Source organism: Thalassolituus oleivorans MIL-1 (genome assembly GCF_000355675.1).
In the GTDB taxonomy this organism is placed as follows: Bacteria; Pseudomonadota; Gammaproteobacteria; order Pseudomonadales; family Oceanobacteraceae; genus Thalassolituus; species Thalassolituus oleivorans.
Map to the genome: position 1 here is coordinate 2587501 of NC_020888.1, position 22707 is coordinate 2610207.

At 46.9% G+C, this 22707-nt stretch carries 25 protein-coding genes (1 of these 25 only partly in view); 15 read left to right on the top strand and 10 right to left on the bottom strand.

All coding sequences use genetic code 11. The features are described 5' to 3' along the window. Nucleotides 1–49 carry the 3' end of a 7-carboxy-7-deazaguanine synthase gene (gene queE, locus TOL_RS11860; RefSeq protein ID WP_015487574.1) on the top strand. The gene continues 656 nt to the left of window position 1, outside the view, so 49 of the gene's 705 nt are visible here — the last part of the coding sequence; its start codon lies beyond the left edge, outside the window; it ends in the stop codon at nucleotides 47–49. Nucleotides 50–64: 15 nt separating this feature from the next. Here the strand turns inward: queE and TOL_RS11865 are convergent, their stop codons facing one another. Next, nucleotides 65–1027: an alcohol dehydrogenase catalytic domain-containing protein gene (locus tag TOL_RS11865; RefSeq protein ID WP_015487575.1), complete on the bottom strand. Its 963-nt coding sequence runs from the start codon at nucleotides 1025–1027 to the stop codon at nucleotides 65–67. After that, the gene (locus tag TOL_RS11870; protein WP_025265087.1) at nucleotides 1024–1872 is read right to left on the bottom strand and encodes a LysR family transcriptional regulator; all 849 of its coding nucleotides are present in this window, start codon (nucleotides 1870–1872) and stop codon (nucleotides 1024–1026) included. Before TOL_RS11870 ends, TOL_RS11865 begins: the two co-directional genes overlap by 4 nt. A 126-nt stretch (nucleotides 1873–1998) precedes the next feature. Between TOL_RS11870 and TOL_RS11875 the strand changes: the two genes are divergently transcribed. The 5 genes from TOL_RS11875 to argF all read left to right on the top strand — a co-directional run bounded on the left by TOL_RS11875 (nucleotide 1999) and on the right by argF (nucleotide 5889). Continuing rightward, nucleotides 1999–2346: a MaoP family protein gene (locus TOL_RS11875; RefSeq protein WP_015487577.1), complete on the top strand. Its 348-nt coding sequence runs from the start codon at nucleotides 1999–2001 to the stop codon at nucleotides 2344–2346. Continuing rightward, nucleotides 2339–2749, top strand: coding sequence for an ATP-dependent zinc protease family protein (locus TOL_RS11880; RefSeq protein WP_015487578.1), 411 nt, complete (start codon nucleotides 2339–2341; stop codon nucleotides 2747–2749). Before TOL_RS11875 ends, TOL_RS11880 begins: the two co-directional genes overlap by 8 nt. Next, nucleotides 2749–3654, top strand: coding sequence for a 30S ribosomal protein S6--L-glutamate ligase (rimK, locus tag TOL_RS11885; RefSeq protein WP_015487579.1), 906 nt, complete (start codon nucleotides 2749–2751; stop codon nucleotides 3652–3654). Before TOL_RS11880 ends, rimK begins: the two co-directional genes overlap by 1 nt. 141 nt (nucleotides 3655–3795) lie before the next feature. After that, nucleotides 3796–4962, top strand: coding sequence for an aspartate aminotransferase family protein (locus TOL_RS11890; protein WP_015487580.1), 1167 nt, complete (start codon nucleotides 3796–3798; stop codon nucleotides 4960–4962). Between the two features lie 21 nt (nucleotides 4963–4983). Further along, the gene (gene argF, locus TOL_RS11895; RefSeq protein ID WP_223248719.1) at nucleotides 4984–5889 is read left to right on the top strand and encodes an ornithine carbamoyltransferase; all 906 of its coding nucleotides are present in this window, start codon (nucleotides 4984–4986) and stop codon (nucleotides 5887–5889) included. An 11-nt stretch (nucleotides 5890–5900) separates the two neighbouring features. Here the strand turns inward: argF and TOL_RS11900 are convergent, their stop codons facing one another. Beyond that, complete coding sequence (locus TOL_RS11900) at nucleotides 5901–6992, bottom strand: GGDEF domain-containing protein (RefSeq protein WP_015487582.1); 1092 nt, start codon at nucleotides 6990–6992, stop codon at nucleotides 5901–5903. A gap of 141 nt (nucleotides 6993–7133) precedes the next feature. After that, on the bottom strand, nucleotides 7134–8612 hold the full coding sequence (gene glpK / locus TOL_RS11905) for a glycerol kinase GlpK (RefSeq protein WP_015487583.1): 1479 nt from the start codon (nucleotides 8610–8612) through the stop codon (nucleotides 7134–7136). Between the two features lie 121 nt (nucleotides 8613–8733). Between glpK and TOL_RS11910 the strand changes: the two genes are divergently transcribed. Beyond that, nucleotides 8734–10284, top strand: a complete 1551-nt coding sequence (locus TOL_RS11910) for a methyl-accepting chemotaxis protein (protein ID WP_015487584.1) — start codon at nucleotides 8734–8736, stop codon at nucleotides 10282–10284. A 53-nt stretch (nucleotides 10285–10337) separates the two neighbouring features. Next, nucleotides 10338–11258: a LysR family transcriptional regulator gene (locus TOL_RS11915; protein WP_015487585.1), complete on the top strand. Its 921-nt coding sequence runs from the start codon at nucleotides 10338–10340 to the stop codon at nucleotides 11256–11258. A 186-nt stretch (nucleotides 11259–11444) separates the two neighbouring features. Here the strand turns inward: TOL_RS11915 and TOL_RS11920 are convergent, their stop codons facing one another. Together TOL_RS11920 and TOL_RS11925 are read right to left on the bottom strand one after the other, a co-directional pair. Then, nucleotides 11445–12965 (bottom strand): ATP-binding protein, encoded by a 1521-nt coding sequence (locus tag TOL_RS11920; protein ID WP_015487586.1) that lies wholly within the window; start codon nucleotides 12963–12965, stop codon nucleotides 11445–11447. 60 nt (nucleotides 12966–13025) lie between these two features. Further along, nucleotides 13026–13766 carry a response regulator gene (locus TOL_RS11925; RefSeq protein WP_015487587.1) on the bottom strand — a complete coding sequence of 247 codons (741 nt, stop codon included), beginning with the start codon at nucleotides 13764–13766 and terminating at the stop codon, nucleotides 13026–13028. Between the two features lie 409 nt (nucleotides 13767–14175). Between TOL_RS11925 and nrdA the strand changes: the two genes are divergently transcribed. The 4 genes from nrdA to bcp all read left to right on the top strand — a co-directional run bounded on the left by nrdA (nucleotide 14176) and on the right by bcp (nucleotide 18771). Beyond that, entirely contained in the window at nucleotides 14176–16452 is a 2277-nt protein-coding gene (gene nrdA, locus TOL_RS11930) for a class 1a ribonucleoside-diphosphate reductase subunit alpha (protein ID WP_015487588.1), read from the top strand. Nucleotides 16453–16561: 109 nt separating this feature from the next. Continuing rightward, entirely contained in the window at nucleotides 16562–17692 is a 1131-nt protein-coding gene (gene nrdB / locus TOL_RS11935; protein ID WP_015487589.1) for a class Ia ribonucleoside-diphosphate reductase subunit beta, read from the top strand. Further along, nucleotides 17692–18213, top strand: coding sequence for a class I ribonucleotide reductase maintenance protein YfaE (gene yfaE / locus TOL_RS19535; RefSeq protein ID WP_015487590.1), 522 nt, complete (start codon nucleotides 17692–17694; stop codon nucleotides 18211–18213). The genes nrdB and yfaE overlap by 1 nt, the downstream gene beginning before the upstream one ends. An 84-nt stretch (nucleotides 18214–18297) precedes the next feature. Further along, a complete protein-coding gene (gene bcp, locus TOL_RS11945; protein WP_015487591.1) occupies nucleotides 18298–18771 on the top strand; it encodes a thioredoxin-dependent thiol peroxidase in 474 nt (157 codons plus the stop codon). 6 nt (nucleotides 18772–18777) lie between these two features. Here the strand turns inward: bcp and TOL_RS11950 are convergent, their stop codons facing one another. Further along, nucleotides 18778–19791 carry an AraC family transcriptional regulator gene (locus tag TOL_RS11950; protein WP_015487592.1) on the bottom strand — a complete coding sequence of 338 codons (1014 nt, stop codon included), beginning with the start codon at nucleotides 19789–19791 and terminating at the stop codon, nucleotides 18778–18780. Nucleotides 19792–19896: 105 nt separating this feature from the next. On the opposite strand from TOL_RS11950, the gene TOL_RS11955 reads away from it, so the two are divergent. The 3 genes from TOL_RS11955 (at nucleotide 19897) to TOL_RS11965 (ending at nucleotide 21237) form a co-directional block, all read left to right on the top strand. Next, nucleotides 19897–20373, top strand: a complete 477-nt coding sequence (locus TOL_RS11955) for an Mpo1 family 2-hydroxy fatty acid dioxygenase (protein WP_015487593.1) — start codon at nucleotides 19897–19899, stop codon at nucleotides 20371–20373. Nucleotides 20374–20509: 136 nt separating this feature from the next. Next, nucleotides 20510–20854 carry a hypothetical protein gene (locus TOL_RS11960; protein WP_015487594.1) on the top strand — a complete coding sequence of 115 codons (345 nt, stop codon included), beginning with the start codon at nucleotides 20510–20512 and terminating at the stop codon, nucleotides 20852–20854. 8 nt (nucleotides 20855–20862) lie between these two features. Then, complete coding sequence (locus TOL_RS11965; RefSeq protein WP_015487595.1) at nucleotides 20863–21237, top strand: MAPEG family protein; 375 nt, start codon at nucleotides 20863–20865, stop codon at nucleotides 21235–21237. Nucleotides 21238–21251: 14 nt separating this feature from the next. Here TOL_RS11965 and TOL_RS11970 read toward each other — a convergent pair whose 3' ends face one another. From TOL_RS11970 to TOL_RS11980, 3 genes are all read right to left on the bottom strand, one after another. Then, nucleotides 21252–21491 (bottom strand): hypothetical protein, encoded by a 240-nt coding sequence (locus TOL_RS11970; protein ID WP_015487596.1) that lies wholly within the window; start codon nucleotides 21489–21491, stop codon nucleotides 21252–21254. 173 nt (nucleotides 21492–21664) lie between these two features. Beyond that, a complete protein-coding gene (locus tag TOL_RS18420; protein WP_015487597.1) occupies nucleotides 21665–22045 on the bottom strand; it encodes a DUF2802 domain-containing protein in 381 nt (126 codons plus the stop codon). Nucleotides 22046–22054: 9 nt separating this feature from the next. Then, complete coding sequence (locus TOL_RS11980) at nucleotides 22055–22537, bottom strand: chemotaxis protein CheW (RefSeq protein ID WP_015487598.1); 483 nt, start codon at nucleotides 22535–22537, stop codon at nucleotides 22055–22057. Nucleotides 22538–22707: the final 170 nt, after the last annotated feature.

Here is a 22707-nt window from a genome sequence, read left to right on the forward strand (position 1 = left end):
AAAATGGAAGTTAAGTTTACAGACACACAAAATGATTGGTATCGAGTAGCAACTCGATACCTATTCAGAGCTTGAAGACCACTTTGTGCTTTAACTCGCCACACTCATAACGGCGATGCACATCCGCAACGTCTGCACTAGTTAGCTCCTCCACAAAAGGAGCTCGCACTCTGTCGCTATCAACTTCCTTGGACAGCCAAGCTAAAAACTCACCATGCGCCTTACGACCAGTACCTGTTAACAGTGGCAACAACATAAATACCGCGTGAATGGTCAATGCCTTGGCATGAGCTTGGGCTAAATCGTAATTATTGCGTGCATTAATGGTTGCGACTTGAGCACTAGGTCCCGCTGCCAACAATGCAGCCTGAAAGCTTTCGCCGCCATGGGTATCAAGGACCTTATTGAACCCCCCTTGTACATTTACCACGTCCGCGTGACGAATACCTTTCGCACCCAGAGTCTCAATAAATCCCATGCCCACATCAGAACCTGCGGTTGCTGTGACATTAGCGCCTTTTAACTTCGCTAGCTGCACCGCCATCTGACCAACACCACCAGTGCCGCCCATAATAAGAAGCTCATCACCAGCAGTGACATTTAAACGCTCTAGCGCATCAAAGGCCGTGATACTCACTAAAGGAAGTGCTGCAGCTTCTGCTGGACGAATTGAGGCTGGAGCCAACGCTAATAACTCAGCATCTGCCGCCATATAACGGCATAAAGTACCGCTACTGCCTTTCACTCCACCAGCACAACCGTAAACCAAATCACCAACTACAAATTGAGTGACCCTTGCGCCTACTTCTATAACCTCACCGCATACATCGCACCCCGGCACATGATTATCGGCTGCTATTGGCGCTAAACCCGCTCTAATCTTGGTGTCTATAGGATTAAAACCAGAGGCCAGCACACGCAATAATACTTGCCCCGGCAACACCTCAGGCATAGCGATATCCACTGGCTGCAAGACATCTGGGTTACCTGTGGTTTCGAACTGCCATGCGGAATTTTTTAATATCATGGCTCTGCGGTCTCCATTAGCCCCTGAATAATATCCGCCAATAATGGGTCATCACTGCGGCTACTATGGCATGTCGCGTAAACGACTCGATTCAATTCCGGAGCTCCAGCGATCACATACAATTCACCCGACTCTACATACTGCGCAATCATAGGCTCTGGCAAATACGCACTACCGCCATGGGATAGAATTGCATCCATCGCAATCCTGCCGGTATTGGTTTTTAAACCAGGAGATACCATGCCTTTGAATTCTTGCGCATGCTGAATCTGAAAAGATGTCCCCCAGTCGACCAATACGTAACCAAGCTCAGTAGCTTCTTGCCAATTTTTACATGGCTGCGAGGCGACCAAAGCCAAAGGAACAGTCATCACCTCCTGACTGTGCAGCTCATCCACTTTTGGCGCATCGAAAACAAAAGCGAGATCTAACGTACGTTCGATAATTTGCCGCACTAAAGTGCTGCTACTGTGGGCCATGGCATTCACCGCAATACCCGGACGACTTAGCAGCACTGGCAAGCGTTGTTGCAGAACCGCATCCCAGAGATTAGGGGTTGCACCTAGCGAAAACTGATAGTTACTACCATTAGCAATCGCTACCTCCTGACGGATACGTTGCTCCAGTAATACGCTGCTTTCCGCCAGTGGCATCAGCTTTTCGCCAGCGCTGGTCAATTGGATATTATTGCGCTGACGCGAGAATAGCTCTACGCCAAGCAAGCCTTCCAACTGACGAATACGGAAGCTAACTGCGGATTGTGTAAGGTACAGATTCTCAGCTGCACGACCAAAATGTCGAGTGCGAGAAACTTCCATAAATGTTTTTAGTAATTCTGTGTCCATATCAACCAAAAAACTTTAATGTAACGATAAGTTTTTTTTGTTTTACCACGGAATCATGGCTGACCATACTCCGCTGCAAATACCCTTTGAAGCCTCTCAAAGACCCCTCGGGATAGTAGGTGCATAATGAGTAATATCCAAGTGAAGAGTTTTGAAAGCCCCAAGAAGTTCTTTGATGACTTGAACTTCCCTCGTGGATTCCAGCGTGCCGGTGACTTCACCCGCAACCAAGCGCAAATTTTAGAATCCATGGGTGTAGCGTTGAAAGCACTGCATGAAGGTACGCGTGAGCCTGTTACTGATGAAGAAGAGCGTTTCGTCAGTATGTGCAAACAAGAAATCGAGCCGCAAAGTGAAGTAGAGCGTACCTGGAGTACCTATATGAAGGCTTTGGCACGTAAACAGATTTACTTTACAGCCTCGTCTGCTGCGGTTTCAGATACCGGATCAGACTCTATCGATACCGATGATTAAACCCATCATCGGATACATCGAAACCGTTCAACTCCCTCTCTTTGGCATCGAGTGTGATGCCAAAGTAGACACAGGTGCCTGCACCAGCAGCCTTCATGCCGAGCAAATCGAGCCATTTACCCGTGATGGCGAACGATGGGTACGTTTTCACGTACTGTTCCACAAGGCGGCAGCTCATCTAGATCAAATTTGCGAAGCTAAAGTCATCGATCGTCGTGTTATCGCAAGTTCGAATGGCGATCGCAGTCATCGTTATATTGTAAAAACAGAACTTATTGCTAAAGATCAACGCTGGGATATCGAACTCAGCCTTAGTCATCGCGGCAGTATGAAATATCCTATGTTGATTGGGAGAAAGGCGTTAGCTGGCCGCTTTCTGGTCGATGTTGAGGCCGAATCTTAATGAAAATCGCAATTCTCTCTCGTGGTGCAAACCTTTATTCAACTCGTCGTTTAGTTGAAGCGGCTGAAGCCCGAGGCCATGAAGTACAGATACTTGATACTCTGCACTGCTACATGAATATCAATAGTCTTGATTCCAGCATTCATTATAAAGGTGAAGAGCTCGACGACTTTGACGCCGTTATTCCTCGTATTGGTGCATCTATTACGTTCTACGGCACCGCAGTGTTGCGTCAGTTCGAAATGATGGGGGTTTACCCCTTGAACGAATCCGTTGCTATCAGCCGTTCACGCGACAAGCTACGCTCTATGCAACTGATGGCTCGTAAAGGCATCGGTCTACCCATTACTGGTTTCGCCCATAGCCCTGATGACATCCCCGATTTAATTAAGATGGTTGGCGGCGCGCCCTTAGTGATTAAGCTGCTTGAGGGCACGCAAGGTATTGGTGTGGTATTGGCAGAAACCCGTAAGGCTGCGGAAAGCGTTATCGAAGCCTTTATGGGTTTAAAAGCCAACATTATGGTACAGGAATACATCAAAGAGGCTGGCGGCGCCGATATTCGCTGCTTCGTAGTGGGAGATCGCGTCGTTGCGGCGATGAAACGCCAAGCGGCAGAAGGTGAGTTCCGTTCTAACCTACATCGTGGCGGATCGGCTTCTATCGTGCGTATTACTCCAGAAGAACGAGCAACAGCGGTTCGTGCTGCCCGTACCATGGGCCTCAATGTTGCCGGTGTTGATATTTTGCGTTCGAATCACGGCCCAGTGGTGATGGAAGTTAATTCTTCACCGGGCATCGAAGGCATCGAAACATCAACAGGAATTGATGTCGCGAGCAAAATCATTATCTTTATTGAGAAAAACGCGCGCGCCAACAATACTCGAACCCGCGGAAAAGGCTAAGTTTTTATCTTTTAACGACGAAAAACCGGTGTTTTAGCACTGGTTTTCGTAGATCGTTTACAAAATACACACCCTTTCGTATTATGCTCCCCCTTCCGGGCAGCAAAGGCTGCCCTTTTGCGTTTTGAGGACATCGCCAATATGCAAGCCATCATGAATACCTACGGTCGTCTGCCCGTAACTTTTACTTCTGGCCAAGGAAGCTGGCTTACGGACACTGATGGCCGCCGATATCTCGACGCTCTTAGCGGTATTGCTGTGTGCGGCTTAGGCCATGCACACCCAGCCGTTACGCGTGCCATTCAAGAACAAGCCGAAACTCTAATCCATACATCCAATCTTTACGGTGTTGGTCGTCAACAAGAATTGGCGGAAGCACTGGTAAACGTATCGGGCATGGATAATGTTTTCTTTTCGAATTCTGGTGCAGAAGCCAACGAAGCAGCGATTAAAATCGCGCGTAAATTCGGCCATCAGAAAGGTATTCATGAGCCTGTCATTATTGTGATGACCAAGGCATTCCATGGTCGAACCATCGCGACATTAACAGCAACTGGTAACGCCAAAGCCCAAGAAGGCTTCGGCCCATTACTAAGTGGTTTCATTCGGGTGCCATTTACCGATCTAAACACGCTAACAGCAGTAGTGAAATCGAACCCGAATGTGGTTGCCGTTATGTTGGAACCCGTCCAAGGCGAAGGTGGCTTGGCTACCGCTAGCAATGAGTATCTACAAGGTGTACGCGCCTTGTGTGATAGCAATGATTTATTAATGCTGGTTGATGAAATCCAAACCGGTAATGGCCGTACAGGCACCTACTTCTGCTATCAACAATGCGGTTTTATGCCAGATGTTGTTACTACCGCTAAAGGTTTAGGCAATGGTGTCCCTATTGGTGCCTGCTTAGCGCGAGGTCGCGCAGCGGAAATATTACAGCCGGGTAACCATGGTTCAACTTATGGTGGTAACCCGCTCGCTTGTGCCGCAGGCGTCGCCGTAGTAAATACGATCGTAAACGAAAATTTGACCGATAACGCCGCAAAAATGGGGCAATATTTACGCGATCAATTCACGGCGCGTTTAGCGGGTAAAGAACAATTGGTGTCCATTAGAGGACGCGGCTTAATGGTAGGCTTGGTAATCAATCAAGATTGCCCACAACTTATGGCAGCTGCGCTGGATAAAGGCTTATTGCTGAACGTAACGGCCGGCAATGTGGTGCGGTTGTTACCACCACTGAATCTTACCCAAACTGATGCAGATCAGATTGTAGAGATCGTAAGCCAGCTGATCGAAGCGCTTAACTGAGCGCAAAGATAAGGAACGGATGTGAGACATTTTTTAACTTTGATGGATCTTTCCTCTGATGAACTCAATTGGGTCATCGAGCGAGCGATAGAACTAAAAGCGATGCAACACAAAGGCGTCATCTACGAGCCATTGAAAAATCGCGTACTAGGGATGATCTTTGAAAAGTCATCAACTCGCACACGCGTGTCATTTGAAACGGGCATGATTCAATTGGGCGGTGGCGCTATCTTTTTATCGCCACGCGATACCCAACTGGGTCGCGGTGAACCTATCGAAGACAGTGCCCGAGTACTATCGCGCATGGTCGACGTCGTTATGATCCGAACCTTCGATCATGAAGATATTGAATGTTTCGCCGCGAACTCGCGCGTGCCTGTGATCAATGCCCTTACGGACGATTATCATCCTTGTCAGTTACTGGCGGACATCCAAACCTTTGTCGAGCATCGTGGTTCGATCAAAGGCAAAACCGTGGCGTGGATAGGCGATGGCAATAACATGTGTCAGTCGTACATCAATGCAGCACAACAGTTTGATTTTAAATTGCGTATTGCTACGCCAGAAGGCTTCGAACCAAAAGCCGACATCGTTGCTGAAGCGCAAGATCGTGTATTACTGTTCACCGATCCACAAGAAGCCGTCCGAGGTGCTCACCTTGTTGCCACCGATGTATGGGCTTCAATGGGTCAAGAAGACGAACAGCAACAACGTAAAGCCAAGTTTCGTAACTATCAGGTATCGCGTGAACTGTTGGATTTAGCTGCCAGTGATGTGTTGTTTATGCATTGCTTACCAGCGCACCGCGGAGAAGAAGTCAGCCTAGACCTTCTCGATGATCCTCGTGCCGTTGTTTGGGATGAAGCTGAAAACCGCTTACACGCGCAAAAGGCCTTGCTTGAATTCTTGCTTTGCCAAGAAGATTAAATCGAAGAAAATCAGCTCGGAACCTGAAGAGTTGAGCCGCTTTCAAGCTCAACTCGGTTTCGACCAGCTCGTTTAGCTTTGTACAATAAACGATCGGCTCGATTGAGCAACTCATCCCCTTCTTCACCATTGTGATATTGAGCAACGCCGATTGAAACCGTCAACGTGAGCTCAGCTTCGGATAGCTTGCTGGACTCTACGGATATCCTAATTCGCTCTAGCACACTGCTCGCAGCCTCTAGCGATAAACCACTCAGTAGCAACACAAATTCTTCACCACCATAGCGCGCGGCTAAATCGACTTCCCGAATTGATACTCGTAATAAATGCGACAACTCCGCCAGCACTTGATCACCAATGCGATGGCCGTAGTCATCGTTTACGGTTTTAAAATTGTCGATATCAACGAAGGCAAGAACAAAAGGCAGGTTTTCACGATTTGATAGTGCCCGCTGCTTCTCTAACGTACGCAGTAAGTAACGGCGATTATTAAGACCTGTAAGCTCATCTGTCACCGCAAGCTCTTCAATGCGAGCTAATGCTCGACGCAATTCTTGATTTTTCTCGCGGTAGGCGCGGCGCAACACAGTGAATTCACGTCCAGTAAGGGCATAAACGAAAATACTGGTAAGAAAAGCAATACCGGTAAGCGCTTCTATCTCCGGCATTAAAGTACCGCTGCGAGTGTAATTAATACCGAATATGACCAAGGTGTAACAAGCGACGGTATAAAGAGAGATCCCAATAAATTCGCGCCAACTTAGGCGGAAGACACCAAAGGCCAGCACATTCAAGAAGCCAAGCATAATAATAGAACGCAGTGCTGGTGCGGCGAACATCATCATCGACACAAGCGTGATGATCCAAAGCATCATGGGCATAGTCAGGCTAGGATCTTTAAAGCGATTGCTAAAGCCAGACCAAACAAGAGACACCAGAAAAATCTGTCCAAACCAGAAGACTGAAAAAAGAACTAAAACACTGTTTAGCTCCTCGACTTCATATTCAATTTGATACCCAGTGATATACACCAAGGTAAACAAGAGCATACCTGCTATCGCCAACCCATGGCGACGTAAGATATCCTTCTGTAGCTGTCCCATACAGGCTTCCTGTGCGCCGGAGAGGCCAAAGACTAGCAGTCTTCAACACTCTTCCGCTATGTCAAATTACGTAATACCAACAAACAAACACGAATTTAAAAATTCGTTTTTATAACTGACCTCCATATCATAGACAAAAAATTATTCGACCTTACAAACTCGCTTCACCGCGGATTGCCATCCTTGATACAAACGCTCGCGCGTCGTTACATCCAGTTCCGGAATAAATGCGCGCTCATGAACCCAAAGTTGAGAGACGTCATCGAGACTATTGAATACACCCGTTTGCAAACCGGCGAGAAAAGCAGCACCCAACGCCGTGGTCTCAGTCACCTTTGGACGAGAAATAGGTACACCAGAAATATCGGCCAAACATTGCACTAACCAATCGTTCACAACCATGCCACCATCGACACGTAGCTCGGCAGGACGAACACCGTCACCCGCCATAGCATCCAATAAATCACGAGTCTGATAACACACGGCTTGCAGCCCAGCAGTCACAATCTCTTTGATACCCGTATCGCGACTCAAACCTAATATGGCACCACGCGCATCAGGATCCCAGTATGGTGCCCCCAATCCAGCAAACGCCGGTACCATGTAAACCGGATTATCATATCCCGTCTCTTCGGCGAGCGATTGCGACTCCTGAGCGTTGCTAATCAGCTGCAGCCCATCTCGAATCCACTGAATGGTCGCCCCAGCCATAAAAATGGAGCCTTCCAGGGCATACGTCACCTGACCATTTAGACGGTAGGCAACCGTTGTTAGCAGCCTATGTTCCGACATTAACGCCTGCTTGCCTGTGTTTAAGATCACAAAACAACCCGTTCCATACGTGCTCTTCGCCATGCCCTCACTAAAACAAGCCTGACCGATCAGCGCCGCTTGCTGATCCCCAGCAATGCCCGCAATCGTAATTTCGCCGCCAAACCAGTGTGCAGCGCTATGGCCAAACTCAGCTGCGCTATCTTTCACTTCTGGCAGCATTTGCCGCGGTACACGAAATAACGCTAGTAACTCCTCATCCCACTGCTGAGTATGGATATTAAACAACAAAGTACGCGAGGCATTGGTTGCGTCTGTTGCATGCACCGCGCCATCGGTTAAACGCCACAATAAATAGCTATCCACCGTACCAAAAAGTAAGTCACCGGCTTCAGCACGTACTCGAGCGCCTTCAACATTGTCTAAAATCCAAGCAATTTTGGTTGCGGAAAAATAAGGATCTGGAAGCAACCCCGTGAGCTCACGCAACATTTCGGTATGCTGCTGCAAAGGTAAACACTCGTCGGCCGTGCGGCGGTCTTGCCAAACAATCGCTCGATAGACAGGTTCTCCTGTATGGCGATCCCACACTAAAGTCGTTTCGCGCTGATTAGTAATACCAATCGCTGTTATGTCCGCAGCCTGGATACCCGCTTTCTCTATCGCCTCGCGGGCGCTATCTATAGTGGAATTCCATATATCCTGCGGTTCGTGCTCAACCCAGCCCGGATGAGGAAAATGCTGGGGAAACTCATGCTGCCCCGTCGCGACAATCTCACCTTGATGAGAAAACACGATGGCTCGACTACTTGTCGTACCTTGATCAAGACTTAGCAAATAGCTTGGCATGCAGCGCTCCTAGCAATCTTTTTATTTGAGTCACGAATATATCCGAATAGGTCAAAAATGCGGCATTTTAATGCCCATTGACTATAGTTTTAGTCATTATCAATAATGGTGGTACAAAGTAATGCGTAACAATCAGCCAGTAAACAACAACGAGGTATCCCTTAAGGACAATGCCTCGTTAGTTTCATCCACCAATCTAAAAGGTGTGATTACTCATTGTAACGATGCCTTCGTCAATATCAGTGGCTTCTCACATAATGAGCTCATTGGAGCTCCGCATAATCTGGTACGACATCCAGATATGCCCGAAGTCGCATTCTCGTCCATGTGGCAAACATTGAAATCGGGCCAACACTGGCTGGGGATGGTTAAAAACCGTACAAAAGATGGAGGATTTTATTGGGTCGATGCCTATGTCACTCCGCTACAAGACAATGGAGAAGTCATTGGTTATGAGTCCGTTCGAGTAAAACCCTCACGGGAACAAATCACACGAGCAGAAAAAGCTTATAAGACCCTACGTCAAAAACGCTCACCCTTCCCAATCGCTCATCGCTGGCGACCACTCATTCCGCAACTCGCTATATGGGGGGCATTGATCGCTGCAATGGCAGTTTTAAAAGCCGATTGGTTGGTTACCTCTGGAGCTTTAATCGCTGCTTTTGCCAGTATATTGATACAACGCCAGACTGAGCGAAAGCTTGGCATAGGTAGTACCAAAGTAATCAATGATGAACTAATGGCGTGGATTTATACCGGCCATTTCGGCAACCAAGGTGCCATTGAGTTTGCGCTATATGCTCAGCGCCGACGCCTACAAACTGTATTGGTGCGTATCGCCGATAATGCAGATCATCTAAAAAAAGCCACACTTACTACCCTCGACCTATCTGGCACCACGCTAAAGCGAGTAAAAGAACAGCACAGCCATACTCAGGCCGTAGGGAAAACCAGTCACCATATTCAAGCGATTGCAAAGCGGATTTTAGATAACAGTAATTCTTCGGCCGCCGCCTCCAGTAGTGCCAACACGACAGCCCAACAAGGGTTACACGACATGGGCGTTATGGTTACTCAAACGGAATCACTGCAAGGTGAGTTGCGGAGTACAGCGGAGGCGGTTTCGCGCTTAACGGCAGAAGTCCAAGCGGTTAATCGTTTTCTCCAAGCTATTAGTGATATTGCTGAACAAACCAACCTGCTGGCATTAAATGCTGCAATTGAAGCGGCTCGCGCTGGTGATCAAGGCCGAGGATTCGCGGTAGTTGCTGATGAAGTACGCAATCTAGCGCGGCGAACACAAGAATCTGCAGCCGAAATTCAAACAATTGTGAATGGCCTGAATCAGCATAGTGAATTTGCAGTAGAAGCGATGAAACAAGGCGAACAGTCGACCGACCATACCCTAGAGTTAGCGCAGAAAATCACCGATGTATTTGCCAACATCCGCTCGGGACTTAATGATATCAAGCATATAACCGACACCAATCGCGACTCTGTTGATGAACAAAGTCGCTCGGCAGAAAGTATTCACAACAATCTTTCTCAGCTAGAAGCCCTAGCACAAGATGCAGAGTCGCTTGCTGGAGGAATGAATAAAGAGTGTGACAACCTCGCTCTTCTTATGAACGATCAAAATCAGATTATTCATCGCTTCCAGCAAGGTATATGAAGGATTAACATAGGCAACTATCCATTGGTTGAATTTAACTCAAGAAGTTTCTTATGCTCGATATCCGACATCTGCGCACCCTCGCTGCTTTACGAGACGGTGGAAGCCTAGTGGAAGCTGCACGTCGTATGCATCTCACGCAATCGGCACTCTCCCATCAATTAAAAGATCTGGAAGAGCGACTCAACAGCCCGCTCTTTGAGCGTAAAAGTAAACCTCTCCGCTTTACCCGGGCAGGCCTTGAGCTACTGCAGCTAGCAGATAAGGTTCTCCCGCTCATTAGCCAAACTGAACGTAACCTGCAAAAACTGGCCAGTGGCCATAGTGGGCGCTTACATATGGCCATTGAGTGCCATAGTTGCTTTGATTGGTTAATGCCCGCCATTAATCGTTTTCGAGATCATTGGCCCGAAGTCGAAATTGACTTCAGCACTAGCTTTCATTTCGAACCCATTCCAGCGTTGATTCGCGGCGATATTGATCTTGTCGTAACTTCAGATCCAGCTCCTCATGCCGACATTCACTATCAACCGCTATTTCGCTACCAATCGGTTTTGGCCCTTGCGAACCAACATCGTTTGATTGCAGAAGCATTTGTGAAACCAGAAGATTTACGTGAAGAAACACTTATTCACTACCCTGTTGATCGCCGTCGCTTAGATATTTTTGAATATTTTTTAAGTCCAATGGGCATCGAACCGCAATCGACTCGGCAAACAGAATTAACGCTGATGATGATTCAATTGGTGGCTAGTGGTCGAGGTGTAGCGTGTTTGCCAAGCTGGGCATTACAGCCTTACTTAGATAGCAAACTCGTCACCGCAAGGCCGTTAGGCGTCGATGGGGTCTGGCCAACACTGTATGCGGCGGTGCGTAAAGACCAGCAAGATACGCATTATATGCGTGATTTTTTGCAGCAAGCCCTAGATAGTTGCTTTAGTAATTTACCCGGCATTTTACCCGTCGCCTTATAAATTTTAGGCGAAAAAAAAGGGCTCAAAAATTGAGCCCCAAAGTAAACGACTACGGAGTGTCGCTACATTCTCACCACGTCTCCAAAGGATACGTGCGACTATATTGGCCTGATCTAACACGTTCGTCTGTTGCAAGTACGTAGCGTTATGTAACTACTTGTAAGCATAAAGTGCTAGATTTAATCGTCACTCATATTGAGTACGCGGCCAAATTAAACTAAATTTCGCACCACCTAAACGCTCACTGCGACTCACCATGGCGCGACCGCCATGCCAATAGACGATACGTCTCACAATAGATAAACCCAAACCGTAACCACCAGAAGCTCGAGTTCGGCTGTCGTCTAATCGCGCGAATGCGGTAAATACGCGATCCCAATCTTCCTCTGGAATACCCGGGCCGTCATCCTCTACATCCACACGGCAAGTATCTCCGCTGATGTTGCAGGTCACTTCGACACGAGTTGCAGCGTAACGCCCAGCGTTACCTACCAAGTTCTGAATCGCGCGATGGATGTAGCGAGATTCAACATCGGATTGCAGACTATTTTTTGGATCACCGCCGTTGTAGCCAACCGTAACATGAGAAGGTGGTCGCGCCTCGGTAACAACTTGAACTGCCAATGCAGCAACGTTAGTACGCTGGAAGTCGAGTAACGGACCGCCCTCTTCCAGCCGCGCATAGGTGAGAATTTCATCAATCAATTCATCCAGCTCTTGAATATCTGAATCCATACCGCTTAGTTGTTTACTAACAAACGGATCGTCGGGCACCGAATCTTCAATAATTTGCACACCAAAGCGAATACGGGCAACGGGCGTGCGCAACTCATGCGATACCGCTCGTACCATTTCTCGCTGAATCGAAATGAGGCGCTGTATGTGCTCTGCCATCTTGTTAAAAGACTGACCTAGCCTACTTACTGGATCTTTGCCGCTAATTGCCACACGAGCGTTGAGGTGTCCCTGAGCAAGACGCGTGGTGGCCTGCTCTAACTTGCGCAAACGCATTTCAAAAGAATTCACCACCCAGTAGACGCCTAAACCAATCAGCAAGATACCAATGGACGCGATCACCACAATGGCTTGCCAAGAATACGGATCAAAGGCATCAATCGGACCTAGCCGCAACGCTTTAGCTTGACCCGGTATTTTGGCCAGCGCTTCGGCACGATTGCCCTCGATAGATATGCGCACCAAAACATCGCCATATTGCATACGCGCAAAATCAGCGTCAGACAAAAACAATTCATTAATGTCGATTGTCGATAACGGAAAGCCAAATAGCGGCCGCATCTTCACTAAGAAATCATCAATGCTCTCACCGCTGCGCTGCCAATCTTCCAAGATTAAATACGCTGTCGCCTGCGCTTGCACTTCAGTAACCGTATTTAGACTCACATCTAGCCACTGATTTCCGGGCATCCGTCGTAATACATGTGCAGTTCGACCATCACTACTGGTGGTAATCAATACCTGACCACGATCCAAACGCGTGCGCTCGTATGAATCTTTCGGTCCCTGCTCATCAGGAAGAATACGAATATCCGCGTCAAAACGCGCAGATAGCTCCGCCAATGAATCAGGATCATTGTGCAATCGTTGAGCAAGAAGAACGAGACTGCCACTGACAATCTCTTCATTGAATTGTGCAGAACGCACAAAGTTAACCAGCTGAAGAGCTGCCATGCATAATATGGCAACCATCAGCAGGGCCCCTAACAGACCCGCGTAAACCCGAATAAATATAGCCGCATCCCCCGGCGATCAGATTTCTTTGACGAACAAATATCCCTTACTACGTACCGTCTTGATACGCTTAGGATTCATGGGATCGTCACCAACCTTGGGGCGAATGCGCGATACCCTAACGTCAATCGAACGATCCTGTCCGTCGTATTCAATACCACGTAGCTGGTTGAAAATTTCTTCACGAGTGAGCACTTTACCGGCGCTACTACTTAACAACCAGAGTAAATCGAACTCGGCACTGGTTAGGTCAATGCTTTGTCCTTCCAGCCACGCTTCTCGCATCGCACTATCAACAACCAAATTACCGAATGTCAGACGATTCTCCGAACCACTAACCGCCACTTCTTCATCTGGACCATCCGTTACACGACGTAACAAAGCTCGAATACGGGCCAGCAATACTCTTGGCCGCACCGGCTTAGCAACGTAATCGTCGGCTCCCATCTCTAAACCCAATACCTGATCTAGATCTTCAGTGCGAGCCGTCAACATCAAGATTGGCCCCTTATAGTAAGGACGTACTATGCGGCAAACCGCCAGTCCATCTTCACCTGGCAACATCAAATCCAAAACCACAAGATCTGGCTGTTCCGTTTTAATGCGCTCAATAGCGCGACTGCCGTCACCTTCTATCGAAACTTTTAGTCCGTTGCTCTCTAAATAATCTTTAGTCAGCGCAGCTAGACGCTCATCGTCTTCGACAATAAGAATTCGCCAATTTTCTTCTGGGTTATGACCGCTTTCATGTTTCAACATGGACAAGTACCGTTCCTTTCTCTCTGCTACCCGTTAAAGGCACCTGTACTAACTTTAGACGTTGTTACGCAATGTTGCACAGTAACTTCTGCATTGTTCCGGTTACCCGAGCAAATGTCTGTAAATTCTCGTAACTCACTGGCCATCACGCCTGTGGAAAAGCATCCCGAAGGTGTCCACCACCTACACACAAGTTATCCACACCTGACAATGTAATAACCCCAACATCTTGGGGTTGAATTCCCCTAGTCACCGCATTATCTTGTGGGTCAGTAAAAAATCCACCGTTAAGTCAGATACTTAGAACGTCTCCTAACCGATGTTGAGCGCAAGCGTCAAGCATTATTAGAAAGACGCAGACATCAGGGATAGATGGAGTAGCTTCCCCTTGAATACAGGCACACAAAACATGAACAGCGCGCTAAACGTCAGCAAACGCGACGGTCGAAAAGAAACCTTGGATCTCGATAAGATTCACAAAGTTGTCACTTGGGCTGCAGAAGGCCTCGACCGTGTGTCCGTATCAGAAGTTGAATTGAAGGCACACCTTCAATTTTTCGACGGCATTCAGACAGGTGAAATTCACGAAACCCTGATCAAAGCCGCAGCGGATCTTATTTCCGAAGAGGCACCAGATTACCAATATCTGGCTGCACGCTTGAATATCTTCCACTTACGCAAGAAAGCGTACGGCCAGTTTGAGCCACCGACTTTGCTTGATCACGTCACACGCATGGTGGAAGACGAACGTTACGATCGTCACTTGCTGGAAGACTATAGCGCCGAAGAATTTGCAGCGATGGATGCCTTCATTGATCACAGTCGTGACATGAATTTTAGCTACGCTGCTGTCAAACAGCTTGAAGGCAAATATTTAGTTCAAAACCGTGTGACTGGAAAAGTTTACGAAAGTGCGCAGTTTTTATATGTATTGATAGCTGCCTGCTTGTTCTCGTCGTACGACAAAGAACGCCGTTTGGACTACATCAAACGCTTCTACGATGCGACATCATTATTTAAAATTTCGTTGCCGACGCCCATTATGGCCGGTGTGCGCACACCGACTCGTCAGTTCAGTTCGTGTGTATTGATCGAAGCAGGCGATAGCTTAGATTCCATTAACGCTACTGCCGCAGCCATTGTGAAATATGTATCGCAACGCGCCGGTATCGGTATCAATGGTGGACGCATTCGCGCTCTAGGTAGCCCGATTCGTGGCGGCGAGGCCTTCCACACTGGCTGCATTCCATTCTACAAACACTTCCAAACAGCGGTTAAATCGTGTTCGCAAGGTGGTGTTCGTGGTGGCGCGGCAACCCTGTTCTACCCTATGTGGCACTATGAAGTTGAAAACCTTCTGGTATTGAAGAACAACCGAGGTGTTGAAGAAAACCGCGTCCGTCATCTTGATTACGGCGTGCAGATCAACAAACTCATGTACGAACGCTTAATCAAAAACGGCAACATCACCCTGTTCTCGCCATCCGACGTACCAGGGTTATACGACGCTTTCTTTGAAGACCAAGCCTTGTTTGAACAGCTTTATACCAAGTACGAAGCTGACGCCAATATTCGCAAGCAAACGATGAAAGCCGTCGACTTGTTCTCAAGCATGATGCAAGAGCGCGCCAGCACGGGCCGAATCTATATTCAAAACGTCGATCACTGTAATACTCATAGCCCGTTTAATCCGAAGAAAGCACCGGTACGTCAATCCAACCTGTGTTTAGAAATCGCATTACCGACTAAGCCACTGAATGATATCAACGACGAAAGTGGTGAAATTGCACTGTGTACCCTAGCTGCATTTAACTTAGGTACGCTGACCAACTTAGACGAATTAGAAGATTTATCTGATCTGGTTGTCCGGGCTCTAGATAGCTTGCTGACTTACCAAGATTACCCGGTAGCCGCCGCTAAACGCGCCAGTCTATCGCGCCGCACATTGGGTGTTGGTGTGATCAACTACGCCTACTACTTGGCGAAAAATGGTGTTAAGTACTCAGATGGCAGCGCCAATGGTTTAACGCATCGTGCCTTTGAAGCCATACAGTATTGGCTGCTACGCGCTTCCAACAAATTGGCGCAAGAGCAAGGCGCTTGTGAAGCCTTTGACGACACAACCTACGCTCAAGGCCTGTTACCTATCGACACCTACAAGAAAGACGTTGATAAGTTCTGTACAGAGCCATTGCACTACGATTGGGAAGCTCTGCGTTCCGATATTCAAAAATACGGCTTACGCAACTCAACGCTAACAGCATTGATGCCGTCAGAAACATCGTCGCAGATTAGTAACGCGACCAACGGTATCGAACCGCCACGCGGATATATCAGCGTAAAGCAAAGCAAAGATGGTATCCTCAAGCAAGTTGTTCCTGAGTTCGATCGTCTTAAGGGCGAATACGAATTGTTGTGGAAAATTCCAAACAACCAAGGTTACCTAGAGCTAGTTGGTATTATGCAAAAATTCGTCGATCAGGCGATTTCAGCAAACACCAACTACGACCCTACTCGCTTCGGCGGCAAAGTACCGATGCAGCAGTTACTGAAAGATTTGCTGACGGCTTATCGTAATGGCTTAAAGACTTTGTACTATCACAACACCCGTGACGGTATGGAAGATCCTCAGCAAGACGCGATTGCAGAAGACGATGATTGCGCCGGTGGCGCGTGTAAAATTTAATTTGTGTTCTGCTCGGCATCACACTCTGTGTTTGCCGAGCAGAGTGTGAAAACTATTTTTAAACGGCCCCCTTTTTTATGGGCCCGACATTAAGAGACTGATACCGGGTATGGCTTACACCACCTTTAATCGCAACGAATTTGATACGTTCGCTCAACCGATGTTTTTCGGAGAACACGTCAACGTTGCTCGCTACGATCAGCAGAAACACAAAATTTTTGAAAGTCTGATTGAAAAGCAATTGTCGTTCTTTTGGCGTCCTGAAGAAGTCGATTTAACCAGCGACCGCAAAGACTTTGTCGATTTGCCGGACCACGAAAAGCATATTTTCGTTAGCAATTTAAAATATCAAACATTGCTCGACTCCGTACAAGGTCGCTCACCTAACGTTGCTCTATTACCGGTTGTTTCACTCCCAGAATTAGAAACCTGGATTGAGACTTGGTCATTCAGTGAGACGATTCACAGCCGTTCTTACACACATATTGTGCGTAATATCGTGCCTAATCCGGCCGCCATTTTTGATGACATCACTAAAAATGAATACATCACTCGTCGCGCTGAATCGGTAACTAAATATTACGATAGCTTTATTCACCTGTGTAATTACTACATTCAATTAGGTGAAGGCACGCATACGGTTAATGGTGAAACAATAGAAGTTTCCCTACATGAATTAAAACGCCGCATGTACGTCATGATGGTGTCAGTTAACGTACTCGAAGCCATTCGTTTTTATGTAAGCTTTGCCTGCTCATTCGCATTTGCAGAACGCGCAAAAATGGAAGGCAACGCAAAAATCATTAAAATGATCGCACGCGATGAAGCACTGCATCTAACAGGTACACAGCACATATTACAAATTATGGCGCGTGGTAAAGACGACCCAGAATTTGCAGTTATTGCACAAGAATGCCGTCAAGATGTGATCGATATATTCACCGAAGCCGCAGAGCAAGAAAAAGAGTGGGCTGCGTATTTATTTAAAGACGGTTCAATGATCGGCTTAAATAAAGACATTCTTTGCCAGTACGTTGAATACATCACAAACCAACGCATAGGTGCTTTAGGCTTCGATCCTATTTTTGTAACCAAAAATAATCCTCTACCTTGGATTAATGCTTGGTTAAATAGCGATAACGTACAAGTGGCTCCACAGGAAGCAGAGATCAGCTCTTACCTTGTTGGAGCAATTGATAGCGAAGTAGATACCAACGACTTCGGTGATTTTGATCTCTAATGCCCAGTCCGCGTAAAGCGCCCCGTTTGGGGCGCCGTCGTTGGGGTAAAGCGAGAACCTTCCACTCCCCAGCACAAACTGAGTTGGATCTTCCTGAAGGTCAAGGATCATCCAGCCAAATCGAATTAGATCTGCTACTCCCGCCAATCCTTGTCAAAAGGCGCGCTGATGAACCTGTGCCAATACAGGGAGAATTATTACTACCTGAGTTTCAAGGTGAAACACCTGAACCAACTCCGCAAATTGAATTTGAGGGTATGCAGAAGCCCATCTTCGACATAATCCTTGAAGATGGTCGCCAAGCGCGTTTTCAGCACGCTCACACACTTTTAGAATCATTGGAATCCCAAGACATCGAAGTTCACTATCAATGCCGTGAGGGCTATTGTGGGAGCTGTCGCACCCAATTATTGGATGGTGACGTACATTATCTAGAAGAGCCTATGGCTTGGATCGACGACGATGAGATTCTTCCCTGCTGTTGCATCCCGAAAAGCGCCCTGCGCATCAAGCTACAATAATCCCTGCGGATTAAGGTTGATTTATTTCGACGCTACGGTAGCCTTAACCACCAAACTTATACATCACCTATACAGAGGCATTTCATGAGTCTGAATTTACCAGCCGTTGGCCAAGCCGCACCCGCTTTCACCGCGCTAAATCAAAATGGTGAATCAGTTAGTTTAAGTGACTTAAAAGGCAAAAATGTTGTCTTGTACTTTTACCCAAAAGCCATGACTCCTGGCTGCACAGTACAGGCTTGCGGTATTCGCGATAGCAAAGACACCTTCGCCGCAGCCAATACTATTGTGTTGGGTATTAGCCCTGATGCCCCTGCGCGCTTGCAGAAATTTATCGAAAAAGAAAATCTAAACTTTGATTTATTGTCTGATCCAGAACACCAAATTGCTGATCAATTCGGCGTTTGGGCGATGAAAAAATTTATGGGAAAAGAATTCGAAGGCATTCACCGCATTACCTTTATTATTGATGCCAATGGTGTGCTAAGACACATCATGGAAAAGGTAAAAACCAAGTCTCATCATGATGATGTTATGGCGATTGTTAATTCGCTGTAACCAATCCTAGCGATTTTGTTGCTGGCGAAACTCCTGTGGAGATACGCCTCGCCAGCGACGAAATGCACGCGAAAACGTACTACTTTCTGCAAAACCTAATTCAGCGCTAATTTCCGTTAATGACTTTTTACTTGTACTTAGCAAAAATACGGCTCGACGCTCTCGCTCTTCGTCTAATAACTGTTGAAAACTGGTATTAACCTCTTGCAGCTTGCGTTGCAAAGTGCGTCCACTAATATGCAATCGCTGCGCGAAAACATCACGATCTATCGTTAAATCTGACGCTTCCTGCAGCCATTGCCGCATTAACACAACGGTATCTGGAAGTTGTAAATTCTTCAGTTGCTCATCAATCATTTGACGATGAATTTCTGCCAAAGCAGGATCTCCACCTGGTAATTTCTCTGCCAACCAATCAGTACTGAATACTAAAACATTTTCAGGTGAATTAAAGATGGGGACAACACCATATGCTTTTTCATATGCTTGATTACAATCAGGTTTAGCCACCGTTAATTCCACCCGTATCGGTAAAACCGGCTTACAACTCAACCAAGCGCCAAAACGCAACAATAAAATCAGTACTGTATCTATTTGCTGGCGACTAAAGTCTGGCAATCGTGGTGTATAACAAATATGGATTTCATTCGTTGCACCCCGCACCTGAAAACCGGCACCTTCACTGACTAACGGCGAATATCGACTAGCCACTGTCAAAACTTCCATGAGTGTTTCACAGTGCATTAAATTCATCGATAACAGCGGGAAATGAGCGGGACTAAGATGCTGTCCTAACTGCAGGCCCAAATCGAACGGACATAAGGCTTCTAGGCCGCGCCATAAACGCAGGGTATTCGTCATTGGCACCCGACAAGCAGGATTATTTAACGTGTCTTCGGTGATATCGACCGTACGCCTCAAAGCTTCACGATCTAACCCCATGACAGCAGCCGCTTGTAACAATGCACGAATCCACTGGGTAGATACTGTCATCGTCGCTTCGTCTTTATCTGCAGTCATCAATTCAGCTTCCTAGGTCAATTCTATGGCCGTTAAGGCCAAGGCCTGGCTAACCTAATAAGGTACACTAGCATTCATAATAGGAAAACGAAAAAGGTTAAAACAATGATGGCAAAGAGCGCAGATCAATGGTTCTCGGAGTACGGCTCCAGCCATACAAACCCAATCAATAAACTCATTCATTGGGTATGCGTGCCGCTTATCTATTTAGTGATCATAGGCTTGCTTTGGTCAATTCCGACCCCCAATATAATGCAGCAAATTCCTTACTTAAACTGGGGAACAGTCGCCGTATTACTTTCCATTATTTTTTATATACGTTTATCGCTATCGCTATCGGTTGGCTTATCAATATTTGCCATCACGTGTTGCTGGATTATTTCTACCCTCGACCACTTACTAACAATTCCCATCTGGCAAATATCTTTAATCGGCTTTGTTATTTTATGGATTTTTCAATTTATTGGACATCATGTCGAGGGGAAAAAGCCTTCATTTTTTAAAGACATTCAATTTCTATTGATTGGACCTGCATGGCTGATGGGCTTTATCTATCGCAAACTGCATATTCCCTACCATTGATTGCATGGCTCAAATAACACAATAGTATGTCGTACTTGCCCATTGGTTATTTAACGCCACTCGGGTATCGTCCTTGGTCAACACTACATAGCGCCTGCCAATACAATCAGCGGCACATACCAAGGACCGGCATACTATGCAACGGCACAACTGCAAAGGCTTTAGCACACTGCAATTTACCTTAGGCTTGTCATTGAGCGCCGTCCTGACAGGCACAGGCCTCACCTATCTACCAGATATCCTAGATAATGCCGACTATCAGGTTACCCATTACGCTTTGCAAACCGAGCGCTATCAAAACGAAGTATGGCGTACCTATCAAATGGCCAAAGGGGAATCTTACGAAGTCACTCATACGACCGAATTCTCGGGCTTTAGTGCTGAAAATGACCTTGTTCAGTCACCGCTAGGCCGTTACTGTTTCGCACGTAATGATGCACTTGCTCGTCTTGGGCTGTGCCAAGAACTAACTCTAGAATAGGAATACACATGACTAACGCTTACTGGTGCGTATTGATAGCAGCAATGATGCCGTACATTTTCACCTTCATTGCGAAATTTACTGGCGGACGTTACAACAATTTCTCGCCGCGTGAATTTTTAGAAAAACAAGAAGGCTTTCGCAAGCGCGCCAACTGGGCACAAATGAACAGCTTCGAAGCCTTTCCTCCCTTTGCTGCAGCCGTCATCATCGCGCACTTAACTGGCGGTGAGCAAGGCTGGATTGATACATTAGCAATGGCATTTATCGGACTACGCGTAGTGTACGGCGCATTATATATCGGTAATTTCGCTACGATGCGAACTCTGATATGGACGGCAGCACTTGGCTGTAATATCGCATTATTTGTCGCTGGCGTGTAAACCTTGTTATTGCGTCACACCATAACGGTGTGACCAATCTGTTTATAGCAATACGAAGCATTGCAATAAATGACGATTTGTCGGCCTTTATCATGGGTGTGAATGATATAAAGATCGGTAAATTCGGGCGTTCGCTCCATAAACGTCGCATTCCGAATTAATTGCGCTGTATCTCCACTACGCTCAAGCGCCTGTGGTTGCCCAGCTGCTGTCGCTATTACAGCGGCGAAAACCATTAACATTAATAGTTTCATGATGTGCCCTCTGCTCATCCCGTACTATCAGTATAGGTAGTGATTGAAAAAAGGGGTCGCTGATTTGTTATAAATCGTTACTCTGATCACATAAAAAAACCAACCGGTTAGCAACGAATAAAACGTGCTAACACAGTTGGCTTTTAGAGTCTGTGAGTTCTATCTAATTAGGGCTACTGCACTTGCCGACGAAGCGACACTAATAGTTCGGCCTCCCCGCGGGCGACACCACAGTTATCAACCAAATCATTAGCTGTTGCACCCATACCAACCAGACGCGAAGCCTGCTCAAACCTGGCATCTTCTGAGCCAGGCATCACCGCATGTCGCTCTGCTTGTTGTAACCGCGTTTCTAATTGCTTTACGCGTCTGCCAATACCGATCGTGCTTTTACTCATAGCGCCGCTTGATTGCTCAAGTGCGGAAATATGCTGTTCAAATCGCTGTGTATCCAACTGCTGTTGTCGGCGTAGGGACCACATAAAACCTCCCACGACGAACAGCATTGCCATATTGCCCAACAATAACCAGTGCACTAACGAAAGCGTGACCATAACAGACCCCTATAAGCCTTGAAGTTCGGTCCACTCCTCGTCTGACATCATTTTCTCAAGATCTACAAGAATCAACAGTTCGTCATTTTTATGACAGACGCCCTGAATGAATTTTGAGCTCTCGTCGTTGCCGACATTCGGAGTGGTTTCAATTTCCGACTGACGTAGATAAACCACCTCAGCCACTGCGTCCACAAGAATGCCTACCACCTGATTCTCCGCCTCGATAATCACGATACGGGTCTGGTCCGTGGTGTCAGACGTTGGCAAGCCAAATCGTAATCGGGTATCAATCACAGTAACTACGTTACCACGTAGATTGATGATACCGAGTACGTATGGGGGTGCACCGGGTACAGGAGCTATCTCGCTGTAACGCAATACTTCTTGCACCTGCATCACATTGATCCCGTAAGATTCGTTCTCAAGGCGAAAGGTAACCCATTGCAGAACCGGATCTTCCACACTTTTATTTCCGGCAATCGCTGACATAAAACATCCTCGCTAAGAAAGGCCGTTGTCCGACTGTGTCAAAAAACATAACGGACCTTCCTTAACTATAGATCAGAGCACAAACTGTACCAGCCGAATTGCAAATTTTTTATTGTCGCCAAGAAATAGCGAAAGAATAGAGAAAATAAAGCCAAAAAGCCGGCGAACCG

Coding starts and splice junctions, on each gene's coding strand:
- TOL_RS11865 (WP_015487575.1), bottom strand. CDS start 1,027: ATGATATTAAAAAATTCCGCATGGCAGTTCGAAACCACAGGTAACCCA.
- TOL_RS11870 (WP_025265087.1), bottom strand. CDS start 1,872: ATGGACACAGAATTACTAAAAACATTTATGGAAGTTTCTCGCACTCGA.
- TOL_RS11875 (WP_015487577.1), top strand. CDS start 1,999: ATGAGTAATATCCAAGTGAAGAGTTTTGAAAGCCCCAAGAAGTTCTTT.
- TOL_RS11880 (WP_015487578.1), top strand. CDS start 2,339: ATGATTAAACCCATCATCGGATACATCGAAACCGTTCAACTCCCTCTC.
- rimK (WP_015487579.1), top strand. CDS start 2,749: ATGAAAATCGCAATTCTCTCTCGTGGTGCAAACCTTTATTCAACTCGT.
- TOL_RS11890 (WP_015487580.1), top strand. CDS start 3,796: ATGCAAGCCATCATGAATACCTACGGTCGTCTGCCCGTAACTTTTACT.
- TOL_RS11900 (WP_015487582.1), bottom strand. CDS start 6,992: ATGGGACAGCTACAGAAGGATATCTTACGTCGCCATGGGTTGGCGATA.
- glpK (WP_015487583.1), bottom strand. CDS start 8,612: ATGCCAAGCTATTTGCTAAGTCTTGATCAAGGTACGACAAGTAGTCGA.
- TOL_RS11910 (WP_015487584.1), top strand. CDS start 8,734: ATGCGTAACAATCAGCCAGTAAACAACAACGAGGTATCCCTTAAGGAC.
- TOL_RS11915 (WP_015487585.1), top strand. CDS start 10,338: ATGCTCGATATCCGACATCTGCGCACCCTCGCTGCTTTACGAGACGGT.
- TOL_RS11920 (WP_015487586.1), bottom strand. CDS start 12,965: ATGGTTGCCATATTATGCATGGCAGCTCTTCAGCTGGTTAACTTTGTG.
- TOL_RS11925 (WP_015487587.1), bottom strand. CDS start 13,766: ATGTTGAAACATGAAAGCGGTCATAACCCAGAAGAAAATTGGCGAATT.
- nrdA (WP_015487588.1), top strand. CDS start 14,176: ATGAACAGCGCGCTAAACGTCAGCAAACGCGACGGTCGAAAAGAAACC.
- nrdB (WP_015487589.1), top strand. CDS start 16,562: ATGGCTTACACCACCTTTAATCGCAACGAATTTGATACGTTCGCTCAA.
- yfaE (WP_015487590.1), top strand. CDS start 17,692: ATGCCCAGTCCGCGTAAAGCGCCCCGTTTGGGGCGCCGTCGTTGGGGT.
- bcp (WP_015487591.1), top strand. CDS start 18,298: ATGAGTCTGAATTTACCAGCCGTTGGCCAAGCCGCACCCGCTTTCACC.
- TOL_RS11950 (WP_015487592.1), bottom strand. CDS start 19,791: ATGACTGCAGATAAAGACGAAGCGACGATGACAGTATCTACCCAGTGG.
- TOL_RS11955 (WP_015487593.1), top strand. CDS start 19,897: ATGATGGCAAAGAGCGCAGATCAATGGTTCTCGGAGTACGGCTCCAGC.
- TOL_RS11960 (WP_015487594.1), top strand. CDS start 20,510: ATGCAACGGCACAACTGCAAAGGCTTTAGCACACTGCAATTTACCTTA.
- TOL_RS11965 (WP_015487595.1), top strand. CDS start 20,863: ATGACTAACGCTTACTGGTGCGTATTGATAGCAGCAATGATGCCGTAC.
- TOL_RS11970 (WP_015487596.1), bottom strand. CDS start 21,491: ATGAAACTATTAATGTTAATGGTTTTCGCCGCTGTAATAGCGACAGCA.
- TOL_RS18420 (WP_015487597.1), bottom strand. CDS start 22,045: ATGGTCACGCTTTCGTTAGTGCACTGGTTATTGTTGGGCAATATGGCA.
- TOL_RS11980 (WP_015487598.1), bottom strand. CDS start 22,537: ATGTCAGCGATTGCCGGAAATAAAAGTGTGGAAGATCCGGTTCTGCAA.